Origin of the sequence: Larkinella bovis (assembly GCF_042655385.1) — a bacterium.
Classification (GTDB): domain Bacteria; phylum Bacteroidota; class Bacteroidia; order Cytophagales; family Spirosomataceae; genus Larkinella; species Larkinella bovis.
This window is the reverse complement of record NZ_JBHSMA010000002.1, coordinates 178,280-190,316: the sequence shown is the minus strand read 5'-3', so window position 1 is coordinate 190,316 and position 12,037 is coordinate 178,280. Positions and strand designations below refer to the sequence as shown.

Here is a 12,037-nt window from a genome sequence, read left to right as displayed (position 1 = left end):
CGTACTTTTTCTTCCGGGGGCGTCATCACCTCCACCGAAACATTCGGTACAGTTCGCCACTGTCGAAGTACCGGTTCGTACACCGTACATATTAATCATTAGGTTCAGCATCGTGATCAGGTGGTCAGGATTTTACCGGGAACGCTGTTGAATTCTCCGGTGCCGGGCACGAACGGAAACCGCCGGATGGTTTCTTCCGTCAGTTCAATACCCAGACCCGGTTTTTCGGGGCGCTGAACATGCCCGTTTTTCAGCAGCAAACTATCGCCAATGACCTCGCTATGCAGCGGACCGTAAGCCGGAGCCACTTCCAGAATCACCGTATTCGGACAGGCGAAACCGGCGTGAATGTTCTGCATCTGCGAACCGCCCGCTCCCCAGGCATGGGGCGCAATTTTCTGTCCGCGCTGCGCCAGACTCGCGGCTACCTGCATGAACTGATCGAGCCCCGCCGTAAACGACGCATCCGGCTGGCCCACGCCAAAACTGTCGTGCTCGATGAACGTCTGCCATTCGCAAACCGCCGTCAGGCATTCGCCCCCGGCAATGACGGTTCTGGTGTTCCGGCGGAGTTCGGCATAGAGGTCCGGGTGGGTATAGTGCAACGGTTCCTCCAGAAAAAACAGGTTATACGGTTCCAGGGCGCGCGCAACGGCGGTGGCGGTTTCCAGCCCCCAGGTTAGTGTCGGGCTGTTGCCCATGTGCGCATCGAACAGGAGTCGGAGGTCGTTGCCGAATTGCTGGCGGACGTAATCCGCTTTTTTCGCTTCCAGGTCGGCGGCTTCGGCGGGGTCGATGGAAATGGCAAAACCCTGATCTTTCCAATAGGCTCCAGCCCCGATTTTAACGCCCTGAAAACCGAGTGATTGGTAAAAAGCAATCTTATCTGCCAGTTTTTCCAGCGGATAATTACTTGGCCCGCCCGTGGCATAGGCGGGCAATTGCGCCGGGGGCGTAAACGGTTGCGTCGCGGTTTCGGGAAAACCGTCTTTCCAGCTCTCGCCCAGCAGTTTATAAACCGGGACACCCAACGCTTTGCCTTTCAAATCCCAAAGCGCGGCTTCGATGCCCGCCAGAACGATGGCGCCCAAACCGACCCGGCACCAGAAATTGCCGCACTGGTACATCCGCTGCCACACGTCCGGAATGTTATCGACGGTTTGGCCGATCAGGATCGGGGCAAAAAAGTCCACGATGGCGGGCACGCCTTCCGGGAAAAAATAACCGGCATAGGTTTCGCCCAACCCGCTCAGCCCCGCATCGGTTTCAATGCGAATAAAAGCCGCACTCCGTACCTTCCTCGCTTCGGAAAGATACGGATCGTTCGTGCAGGGGCCGGTCAGCAAAATGGTTTCTACCTGGGTGATTTTCATGGTAGCCGGCTGGTTCGTTAAACGGTTTTGGGGCAGACGGCCACTTCAATGGCGAATACGGTAATGGTTGCCCGGCTCTGGTTTTCGACCACGATTTTGTTCCAGCCCTCCGTGATAAGGGAAACCGGAAACTGGTACTTGTAGCCCACATGGTCGGGGGTAAGATGCGTCAGCGGACCGCACGGAAACAGCAGTTTCTGGGTCGATTCGTTTTTAAGGTTAGGCCAGCAACCGTTGACCGAAACCGGGAGGTGAACCGGTTTATCCCCGGCTTTCAGGACCACCTGAACCACCAGCTCCAGATCCTGGTCGGTGGGTTCGGCGCACATCGCCAGGCGAAACGGACGCTGCGCAAACGGGTCGATACTGGCGGGCAGTTGCGCGGGCTGTTCAAATGGCGTTGGGTTAAAATATGCCCCGGCGGTGCTGAAACAGTACTGCTTGGGTTTCCCGCGTAAGAAGCTGAGCTTATCGATGTTGCGTAAGGCCGTGTAATCAGCCCGCATACCCGGGATATTGGGTTGGTCGGTACAGAAAAAATTAAACCACTCAATACCGTGAACGCCCGTGGCCAGTTTTCCGGCCGCATTGGCCCGCACGATTTCCGGGCTGGCACTGATGTACCGCATCCGCTCTTTGATAGTTCCCGATTCATTCTGCGTCGTCAGGCTGTTGGCTCCATCGTCTATGGAGCCATAAATCGTCACCCGGTCGCCCAGCTGTTGCCGAAACTCGTCGTTCGGCATGTCCCAGGTCGTGGGCCAGTATCCCCCCGGAATGATGAAATCGAGCGTCCCTTCCCGGCAAAGCGTGACGATATCGATCCCGATGGCTTTCAAGGCGCCCAGCGATCCCGGAATGCGCATCCCGAACGGGTACGGTTTACCGGTTTTCTTCGCCTTTCGTTGGGTGAGGGCCTTGATCTGGCGGAACCAGTCGTTCATCATGGCAATCGTTTCGGGCGACGCGTTGGGTTCGCAGCAGAGTGGTTGACGCCACCAGTCCAGTTCCAGCCCTTCGTAGTCGTAGTCCTCCACCACTTCCCGAATCTGCTCCCACATCATGGCGCGCACTTCGGCCTTCTCAAAGTTGAAGCCTTGCCGATCTGTCTGGGATTGAAACCCGTAAAACGCTCGTTGCAACCGCATTTCCTGCTGCTTGAACAGCGGATGGTTGAAAAAACTGCCTTCGGGATTGGCCGCTCCGTGCATATCGTTCATCCGGATGCTGACCCAGGGTGAGATTTTCCGGCGCCGACAGGCTTTGGCCGTTTCGGCCAGCCAGTCCACGCCCGCATCGATCAAGTCCTGGTAGCGGTCCATAAACCGCGTGAAGTTGTCGAGAAACTCCTCCACGGCCTCCGGCTCCCGAATGCCCTGACAGATGGCGTGGCCACGGAAAAAGTCGCGATCCCCGCGTTTGTACCCGTCGAGGATGCTCGGAAACTTCTTGCTGGGATACCAGGCCCGGTTGGCATTGGCGTTGATCACGAACGTGTCAATGCCGTTGTCGGCCAGCTGATCGACAAAACGATGGATGGCGGAAGCTTTGAACGGTCCTCCTACCGCTACCGGCTTGGTTCCCAGTTTGCCGGTGCGGGGATTCGCCACGGTTTTCAGCGAATAATCTTCGGGCTGCCAGAGTTCGGGATTATAAAAAAAAGTACAGGTGTCGCCGTTGAACAGATTCCGGTGGTTATCGAGCAGCGGTTTTTTGGGCGGGGCGGTTTGGGGTTCAGCCGGGGTAGTGGTCAGCCAATTCGGTAAGGCGGGTACTGTGGCCGCACTGACCAAACCACTGCGCAAAAAATCCCGACGGGTTTTGGACGATTCAGATTCCATGAAAAACGTTGGTAAAAATTCAGTCAGGCGGTTTTCGCGCCGGTTTTTCGACGGAATCAACCGATCCCTGACAAAATTAGCCGCTGCGCCTGCCCCTTTCTTTTACTTTTCTATGGAATTCTGGTATTATCTTTCAATTCCCGGCGGGATTTCAAACCCGTCACGATCGGCTCAGTGGTCCGCTTCTTTTTCTTTCAGCTTTTGCTTCACATAATCCGCCGGATACTGGAGCGCGATCTGCCGAATCTTATAGGTGAACTCCGTAAACGTTTCCTCCCAGAGTTTGGCTTCCTCCGGCGTGTATTCATAAAAACCGTGGGCATTGGCAACACCCCGCCCCCCACTTTTCACAATATCGTCGATCAGTTTCGGCACTTCCGTGCTGTTGTTGAGCGTCGGCAGCAGGTCTTTCATCACGGTATGGTACGCCGGAACGCCGGTCAGATCCATCCAGCGAAACACCCCGACCAGCGTCATGAAATATCCCGCATTGTTACGGCACGAGCGGTCTACATCCTCCACCGTGGCATAGCCGTTTTCCACCAGGCTGATTGCTTCGCGGTACATGGCGTACATCAGCCGGTTGGTGATAAAACCGGGAATATCCTTCCGCACCAGAATCGGTTCTTTCTGCCACAAATGGGCAAGCTCGTAGAGGTATTCACCCTGCGCAATCTCGCTATCGTTGCCGCAGATGATTTCCAGGAACCGGGTGGTGTGTGCGGGTTCGGACCAATGCAGCCCAAAAAACCGCCGGGGGTGCTGCGTCAGTTTCTGAAGGTCACTGATCGGAATGGCCGAGGTGTTGCTGGCCAGCAGGGCATCGGAAGCAATCACTTGCTCCACTTTCCGGTACACCGACGCCTTGATCGCCCGGTTTTCGATGGTACATTCGATGACGAGCCGACAGGGTCGAAGGTCCGCGTAGTCCTCCGTGATGAGTAAGTTCGGTAGGTAAAAAGCTGGCGGGTGCGGAATCAAACCATGTTGCTGCGACCGTTCGAGGTGTTCGGTAATGCGGGTCAGCGCGTGGGTCAGGTCATCCGGAATCGGCGCGACGGCCACCACAGGATGGCCCGCAATCAGTAAACAGGTCGTAATGCTGCAACCCATCAGCCCAAGGCCAACAATGCCGACGGGCATTTCGGAGGGAACAAGATTCATACGTTATAATGGGGCTTGAAAAACAGGTTTACAGAACAACAACCTGGCCCGTCCGAACGGATTCGTCGCAGGCGAAGGCAATGCGCAGGCTGTTGACCGCATCCTGCATGTGATCCGTCAGGTCGATGTTTTCGCGGATGGCCTTCAGGAAATACCGCTGCTCGCGGTTGCAGAGCTCCTGATGATCCGGCTCGTCTTCCAGATTAATCCAGGTGTCGGGTTTGGCAAATTTTTCATTGGCATCCAGGTCCGAATGATGCACCCGGATGGATTCGGTTTTGGTATGCGCTTCGATGGACGCCGATTTACCTTCGCCCCCGGCGTCTTTGGCCACAATGGAAACGCTGCCTTTCGGTCCGAACACATCCTTGACGAAAAAGGCGGTTTCGCTCACCATCGGCCCCCAGCCGGCTTCGTACCAGCCGACCGAACCGTCTTCAAACCGGATCTGCAACTGGCCGTAATTGTAGTTTCCGGCGGGGATTTCTTCCGTCAGCCGGGCCCCGATGGCGTAGACCTGCACCGGTTTCGACCGGGTCATCTGGCACATCACGTCGATGTAATGGACCCCACAATCCACAATCGGACTGAGGCTCTTCATCAGGTTCCGGTGCAGCGTCCACATGCTGCTGTCGCTCTGCTGGTTCAGGTTCATCCGCATCACCAGCGGTTTGCCCACCTCGTGCGAAAGGGCGACAAATTTTTCCCAGGACGGATGGTGCCGCAAGATGTAGCCCACCACCAGTTTTTTCCCGGCTTTCACGGCCGCTGCGACCACGCGTTCGGCCCCGGCCACCGAGTCGGCCACCGGTTTTTCAATAAAGACGTGGCAGCCCGCTTCAAACGATTTGACGGCAAAGGCTTCGTGCGTATCGGGATAGGTGGAAATACAAACCGCATCGGGTTTCGTCGTTGCCAGCGCGGTTTCAAACTCATTGAAAAGCGGATAACCGCCCCCCAGTTTTTCATTCAGAATTTCCTTGCTTTTGCCGGTGGAGACAATGCCGCAGATTTCAAAGCCATCCAGGGTATGATAGGCTGTTGCGTGGGAGGAGCCCATATTTCCGCATCCTACCACCAGGACGCGCAACGGTTTCGACTGATCGGACATACTACTTGTTTTTTATCAGGAATCGGGTTTATTTTCGTTTTAACGGACGGAGTTCTACTTTTCTGACAAACAGTTCGGCGCCTTCCGACTGAATCTGGATGCGACCCTTCGACGGTTTTACCTGCGTGGCCTGATTAACCAGCGTGCCGTTCAGGTACACCGAAACCCGGTCGTCTTCGGCCACGCACACCATTGTGTTCCACTCGCCGAGCGGTTTTTCCAGGTCGTTTGCCCCCCGAAAACCTTTTACGTCTTTCCAGTCGGGGTCCCGGCCATACCAGTCGATTCGGCCACTGTGGATGGTCAAGGGCGTTCCGGTCGGCGAAAAAACGCGCCCTCCGCCTTCCTTTCTGGGAGCAATGGGGGCTGTCAGCGCGTAGGTGTCGGTGCCGTCACCCACTACCAGCATATCGCCGGTTCCGCCTTCAATGATCTGGGCTTCAATGGAACACATCCAGATGCCCCGGTAGCCACCATCCGGCCCCGTCGAATGCAGCAGAACACCACTGTCGCGGGCACGGTCGGCGCGGGGCGCGTACGTTTTATCACCCCATTTGAATTCAACGGTCAATTGATAATTTTCAAACTCATCGTTGGTGACGATGCTGCCGTATTCTTCGCCCGAAATATGAATGTATCCATCTTCGACCGAAAAGACTTTCTTCTCATCCTGGTCCCGCCCCCGCTTCTCGATGAAGACGTACCAGTTGTCCAGATTCTTACCGTTGAAAAGCCGGACGGTTTTCGACCGCTTCGACTGTGCAACCGTATTTTCGGTTGTTGCCAATAGGGAAAAAACGACCCCAAAAAGAAAAACTACTCTTCTCATTTGAAAAACTATCTTACGTTTTGACCCGGTTTGGGCTTATTTTTTCTGACTGGCCTGAATCATCCGGTCCAGCCGGTACGGAAGGGCTTCGAGAAAGGCGATTAAATGGGCCATTTCGGTCGGCTTCAGTTGCTGATCCAGCCCCGGCGGCATCATGGACAGCGTCTGCGGTTCAATGCCCGTAATTTCCGAACGGGCGATCCGTAAACCGGGGGCCGGGCCAATCTCAATCACGATCGATTCGGGAAGCTGCTCCTTGATGATCCCGGTATACGAAGTGGTTTTCGTCACGACGCGGAATGTCTCGTATTCCCGCGCAAAACTGGCGCTCGGGTACACGATGGCTTCCAGAATATCATGCGAAGACCGGATCTCGCCGATGTTGGTCAAATCCGGGCCAAACCGCCCTCCTTCCGGCCCGACCGCATGGCAGCTCGAACACGACGCTTTCCCGAAAAACAGTTTTCTGCCCTCGCCCACATCGCCCCCTTTCAGTTGTGTGGCCATTTTCTGCAGGTGCGCCAGCCGTTCAGCGTGCTGCGCGTGGAGCTTTTCGCGCAACGGAGCCGCCAGCGTCTGAACGGAGGCCGGGAAGCCTTTCAGCAGATTTTGAAAATCCTGTTCCGGCAGATTATCCAGCTGACCCGAAACCGCCTGCAAAGCCGTAATGAGTTCCCGGCCTACCTGCTCATCCCGGTTGCTTTCAAACGTTCCGAGCAAGGCCGGGAGCAGAAACGCGTCGGTTTTGCCGATCTGGTCGCGGGCAATAACCAGCAACTGCTCATTCGTCAGTTCGGCCCGGTTTAACAGCCGAACCGCCTGCTGACGGACGGGCGATTCGAACTCGGAACCGCTGTAGGTCAGCAGCATCTGAAACTCAGCCCCGGACAGCGCGGGAGCCGACATGATGCGGGCGCTCAGGGCCTTCAGCCGAAAATCGACGGGTGTTTTTTCCTCCTGAACGATCCGGTTCAGAGGCCGGTTGAGCGATTCAATCCGCCGGGATTCGATCAGACCCAGCAACGGAGAAAGCAGGACGGCGTCGTTGGTTTGCAGTTGATTCCCGATGGCGGTCACCCAGGCCTGCGGCAGTTTTTTCAGGGAACAGCGAGCGATCACATCCAGCAGCAGTGCTTTCCGGGATGCCGTGGTGGCCGGATCGGCCAGTTGCGTGGCCACAAAGTTCTGCAAGGCCGGTTCTTTCGCGAAGGTAAACATCAGTTCCCGAACCGAACCTACATCGGCATCCGAAAGCGCACCGTTCTTCAGGCTTTTCTCGAGAAAACCGATCACGATATCCGACCATTCCGGGTGGTGAGACGCCAGCCAGATGCCGGTTTTGGCGACTTCCGGCTCTTTGGCCGCCAACGCAGCCGCCAGGTGTGCTTTCTGCAGCGGTTTTCCGTCCATCTGATCGAGCGCAATCAGGGCCGCGATGCGGGTTGGGGGCGCGGGACTTTCCAGGGCGTTGACCAGCACAGCCGGTTGTTGGAGGAGGATCAGCGAATGAATGATCGCGTGGCTGACAAACCGGTCGGTCGTTTTGGCAACTGCGGTCAGTAAAACCGGAACCGCCCTTGGGTTACCGATCTGCCCCAGCGCCGTTGCCGCCTGCCGCCGGACCGACAGCGCATCATTCTGAACCAGGCTCAGCAGTTTATCGACCGATTTCGCATCTTTCTGCAACCCCAGCGCCCGCACCGCTGCCGTCCGGACGATGCTGCTTTTATCGTTCAAAGCCGCGCGAACCCCATTCCAGGCCGCCGGGGTATTGATCCGGGACAAGGCAAAAACCGCCGACGCCCGCCCTTCTTCCGATGAGAGTGTCGGCAAGGTCCGTACAATGGAATTGACCGCCGAATGGCCGCGCAGCACCAGCTGCTCGGTGGCCTTATCGCGCACAACCGGTCTGGCGTCCTTCAGATAGGTTGCTAATGGATCCGGCGCTAAACTGGCCAGCGCCAGCTTTTTACCCCAGGCATCGCCGGGTTTGGACACACCGGTTTTTCGGATGCGGTAAATACCGCCCTGCACTTCCGGTTTGGCCACCCGCGACAGGGGGCAGCCTTCGATGAACCAGCCACCCGTCACCACCACGAGCATACTGCCGTCGGCATCCTGCAACACATCCGTCGGGTGAGAATCCGGGCTGGTCGATTTCAGGAAAACCTCATCCACCGTTTTATACGTCGCGCCATCCGGCGAAACGAGGTGCCGCATGATTCGGCCGGTATTGAATTCGGCGTTGAACAGATTGTCCTGATAAGCACGGCCAAACCCATCACCCCGGTAGCGCATCAAACCGGACGGGGCCACCCGGGGCATTTTGGTCATTACCGGCATCAGATCGCCGGTCAGTTTCAGCCTATCTTCGGCAATCACGGGATTCGGTTTCGGATAGGTGCCGCCTTCCACCCAGTGCATCAGGGCGTCCCGCTGGCCGTCCTGGGGGTCGACAAAATACGTCATCGTCCCGATGGTCTCGCCCGAGGGCATGAAAGCGATTTCGATCGAATTATCAAAACCGCCCCCTGACATCGCTTCCAGCCCGCTTCCGTCGGGCCGACAGCGCCAGATTCGGGCGCTTTTTCCTTTCAGGAGCTGACCTTCTTTGGTCGTAATGGAAAAACCCCGGCGGGCGTCGGTCAGGTACAGCCAGCCGTCCGGTCCCAAAAACGGGCCGCCCAGCGTGGCGCCGTTGGCGTGCAGCGTCCAGCCCGTCAGAATGACTTCCCGTTGATCGGATACGCCATCCGCGTTGGTGTCCGTATAGCGCACCAGATTCGGGGATTCGGCCACGTACAAACTCCCCCGGTAAAATACGCCCCCTTTCGGAAACGGGATGTTTTCGGCAAAAATCCGGCTTTTGTCAAACTGGCCGTCGTCGTCGGTATCTTCCAGGAGTCGGATGTGGTACGAAGGTTCCGCGAGCATTTTTTCCGTCCCCATCACATTGGGGCCGGTGGACTCGAAGACAAAAAGCCGCCCACTGCCGTCGAAACTGGCAAACATAGGGTACGAGAGCAAGTTCGGGGAAACGGCCCGTTCGATCGTGAAGCCCTCCGGCACCTGAAAGCCGAGGGTTTCGCGGGGCTGCGGGTTTGTTGATCCGGTCAGAACAACGCCCGCCAGCAGGACAACGCTGCCGTGCATCAGCCGGTGCGCCTGGCGGAAAAACCGGGTTTTACGGGATAAAAAAAAGGATGACATACGGTTTAGGATCATGGAAAAAGCCGTTCGAAAAAGCTGGTTTTAGCCGACCCGGAGGCTCCAGGAACCTGTTTGGGGTCCTGGCCGGGAAATTTACTGAATGTCAGCCAATTATTACTACTCCCAAAAATCTTCTCCTGCTCCAACCGTTTTTATGCGAGCTGAACCGACCGATCGTACACCGGATTGTTCAATTTCTGAAATCCCCTATTTTATTGCCGTCCCGGCTCGGGTGTTTTGGCTTCGCCCCACAACACAATCAATACGCTGTTAGGGTCGAAGAAGGAAGAGACTCCTGTTGACGGTGGCAGGCCTTCAGCCCGCTTCTACCCAGGGTTCGTTTTTCCTACTTGCGATTGCCCTTCTGACCCTGTGTATTACAATCACATCCGTCCACATGCGAGCTGCGGTTACAGAACGCCGGAGCAAGCCCACCATTGCCAGGGGCCCTTTGTTAAAATGTGGCGGCAATCTAAAAGAAAGCTGGTTGAAAAGGTACAAGATGCGTTATCTTACATTTATGCCTGAAGAAAGCTTCAAATCTGTAAGGTTAAATCAGGAGTAATTCAATTGTAGGAGGAATGCAATTTCTTCAACAACTCTTTATTGGTATTTAGTAAAGAAAACGTCCGATATCGAACCGAAGTGATTAACCGAAGAAGAAAACGAAGTTGAGCGGCTACTACGAAACGTCGGCCCAAACGAAGCGATCCGATACCTGCAAAAGATTACTGGTTGTAATTGGGCGGTTGCACGCGATTACTGTAATGAAATCTTAAAATAACACTCGTTTCATTGACAGTATTGAATGTCCCAAAAATGGAGCGTGGCTGTTACGCTGCTTGCTGCATCGCTTTTTCATTCTCTGAATAGGCGAAAAGAATTTTCGACCATTGTCACCTTTCCATCTCAGTTGAGAAAACGTACGTCAAAGCTCAGAAAAGTCGCTTGAGAAGCCAATGACCACTCCATTTTCAGCGCTATGGCCTGGCTGAGAGTGCACTTGGACGTAAACTTCATGTACTTCTTCAGGTTGAAGGCAATTGCCGCCATCAGCATCACTTTGTGAGCCCCGGCTTTACCCCGTATATTCACCTTCCGTAATCCATAGGAATCCACCAGACTGCCTAAAACCGGCTCCACGTCCGTTGACGAAGCCGTTTCATGCGTTTGCCCCGCCGACTTTGCTGGCGATCCAGGGCTCGCCGGTAGAAGGAATCATTGGCCGTTCGGATAAGCTGTCGGCATTGACTCTTGGGAACGCAGGTTGAATTCTGCTGGCGCTTTTTCAACTGTCTTAACTGATGATCAGCAGCTGTGATTACCGACGCAGCTTGACGGTTGCTGGGTTTGGGTAACAAGTCTACGGATCCATTGCGATCTTCAGCCTGCGGAAGCAGCATAGGCCCTGCCCTGGCCTTTGAGGTTGTTTTTCTAATAGACTTTCCATGGAGGCATTGGCTTTAACAGGAGCTGAGTCGAGGGCTACTCGTCGACCGGCTAGCATATCATTAGCTACACACAAGCGGAATACCTTGTCAAATAGTAACTCAAAAAGTGCTTCCGGGTAGAGTTGCCGGGTCCGGCTCAAGGTGGAATGCCAGGGAAGGGGCTCATCCAGGTTGTAGCCTAGGAAATACAACATATCCATGCGCATAGAGCAATGTTCTATCAGCTTTCGGTCAGAAGTAATCTTCTCCAGGTAGCTGATGAGCATGAAAGAAGACCACGGGGTCAATCGATGGATTGCCAGTTGAGCCATAACAGGCTTTGGTGTGCTCATACAGGGACCTCAGATCGAGCGTCTCCTTCAGCCGATGGTAGAAATTATCCTTCGGAATGCGGCTGGAAAGCTGAAAAGAGGTGATGAGGTTTTCGTGGTCGTGTTTTCTACCTTGCATAGATAGCTGAAAGTACAAAAACTCCACCTATTGAGCACGCACTGGAATAGTTGTGCAACAGCCACGGGCGTTTTATGAGAATGTCCCCATGTGTATATCCGAGGTTATATAAACGGTTTATGGTGACCTATTCCGGACAGTATTTGTTCGATTCCGGACATTTAACCCCTATTAATCAAGATATGCTTCTGATAATCAACCATTTAATATTATTGGCATTTTATTTGTTCAACAAGTACTAAAGAAATACATTTTTTTAGCCTGTTTGGGATGAGCCGAACCTACCTGGGCGAGTTTGAAGAGTTAGTCTTACTCGCCGTTGCCCTCCTGGAACAACAACCCACAGGGGCCTATGGCGTCACGATTGCCGACGAACTCCAGCAACGAACCCAACGAACCACGTCCGTGACGGGGGTGCATGTGGTCTTGTATCGCCTGGAGGAAAAAGGCCTCGTTGGCTCTGAATTAGGCGGAGCTACCTTAGCCCGGGGCGGACGGCGCAAACGCTTATTCACCCTGACGGCCGCTGGGCAGCAAGTGCTGCGGGAGATGCGTCAACTGCGGATAGGATTTTGGGAAGCCCTACCCACCCCTTTCTTTTCATAACC

7 protein-coding genes and 1 pseudogene are annotated in these 12,037 nt (G+C 55.1%); 1 reads left to right on the top strand and 7 read right to left on the bottom strand.

Annotated elements, in window-relative coordinates; genetic code table 11:
* Positions 1-116 precede the first annotated feature (116 nt).
* From ACFPMF_RS08170 to ACFPMF_RS28040, 7 genes and pseudogenes are all read right to left on the bottom strand, one after another.
* Positions 117-1,373: a mandelate racemase/muconate lactonizing enzyme family protein gene (locus ACFPMF_RS08170; RefSeq protein WP_379842975.1), complete on the bottom strand. Its 1,257-nt coding sequence runs from the start codon at positions 1,371-1,373 to the stop codon at positions 117-119.
* A gap of 17 nt (positions 1,374-1,390) precedes the next feature.
* The gene (locus ACFPMF_RS08165; protein ID WP_379842973.1) at positions 1,391-3,214 is read right to left on the bottom strand and encodes a hypothetical protein; all 1,824 of its coding nucleotides are present in this window, start codon (positions 3,212-3,214) and stop codon (positions 1,391-1,393) included.
* A 171-nt stretch (positions 3,215-3,385) separates the two neighbouring features.
* The gene (locus tag ACFPMF_RS08160) at positions 3,386-4,378 is read right to left on the bottom strand and encodes a 3-hydroxyacyl-CoA dehydrogenase family protein (protein ID WP_379842970.1); all 993 of its coding nucleotides are present in this window, start codon (positions 4,376-4,378) and stop codon (positions 3,386-3,388) included.
* A 28-nt stretch (positions 4,379-4,406) separates the two neighbouring features.
* On the bottom strand, positions 4,407-5,489 hold the full coding sequence (locus tag ACFPMF_RS08155; RefSeq protein ID WP_379842967.1) for a Gfo/Idh/MocA family protein: 1,083 nt from the start codon (positions 5,487-5,489) through the stop codon (positions 4,407-4,409).
* Between the two features lie 28 nt (positions 5,490-5,517).
* Entirely contained in the window at positions 5,518-6,318 is an 801-nt protein-coding gene (locus ACFPMF_RS08150) for a 3-keto-disaccharide hydrolase (RefSeq protein WP_379842965.1), read from the bottom strand.
* A 36-nt stretch (positions 6,319-6,354) separates the two neighbouring features.
* Positions 6,355-9,528 carry a PVC-type heme-binding CxxCH protein gene (locus ACFPMF_RS08145; RefSeq protein WP_379842962.1) on the bottom strand — a complete coding sequence of 1,058 codons (3,174 nt, stop codon included), beginning with the start codon at positions 9,526-9,528 and terminating at the stop codon, positions 6,355-6,357.
* Positions 9,529-10,437: 909 nt separating this feature from the next.
* Positions 10,438-11,429 (bottom strand): annotated as a pseudogene (locus tag ACFPMF_RS28040) (transposase).
* Between the two features lie 270 nt (positions 11,430-11,699).
* On the opposite strand from ACFPMF_RS28040, the gene ACFPMF_RS08125 reads away from it, so the two are divergent.
* Positions 11,700-12,035 carry a PadR family transcriptional regulator gene (locus ACFPMF_RS08125; protein ID WP_379842957.1) on the top strand — a complete coding sequence of 112 codons (336 nt, stop codon included), beginning with the start codon at positions 11,700-11,702 and terminating at the stop codon, positions 12,033-12,035.
* Positions 12,036-12,037: the final 2 nt, after the last annotated feature.

Bases quoted from the DNA above. Each gene is read 5' to 3' on its own strand.
- ACFPMF_RS08165 (WP_379842973.1), bottom strand. From the start codon at position 3,214: ATGGAATCTGAATCGTCCAAAACCCGTCGGGATTTTTTGCGCAGTGGT.
- ACFPMF_RS08145 (WP_379842962.1), bottom strand. From the start codon at position 9,528: ATGTCATCCTTTTTTTTATCCCGTAAAACCCGGTTTTTCCGCCAGGCG.
- ACFPMF_RS08125 (WP_379842957.1), top strand. From the start codon at position 11,700: ATGAGCCGAACCTACCTGGGCGAGTTTGAAGAGTTAGTCTTACTCGCC.
- ACFPMF_RS08160 (WP_379842970.1), bottom strand. From the start codon at position 4,378: ATGAATCTTGTTCCCTCCGAAATGCCCGTCGGCATTGTTGGCCTTGGG.
- ACFPMF_RS08150 (WP_379842965.1), bottom strand. From the start codon at position 6,318: ATGAGAAGAGTAGTTTTTCTTTTTGGGGTCGTTTTTTCCCTATTGGCA.
- ACFPMF_RS08155 (WP_379842967.1), bottom strand. From the start codon at position 5,489: ATGTCCGATCAGTCGAAACCGTTGCGCGTCCTGGTGGTAGGATGCGGA.
- ACFPMF_RS08170 (WP_379842975.1), bottom strand. From the start codon at position 1,373: ATGAAAATCACCCAGGTAGAAACCATTTTGCTGACCGGCCCCTGCACG.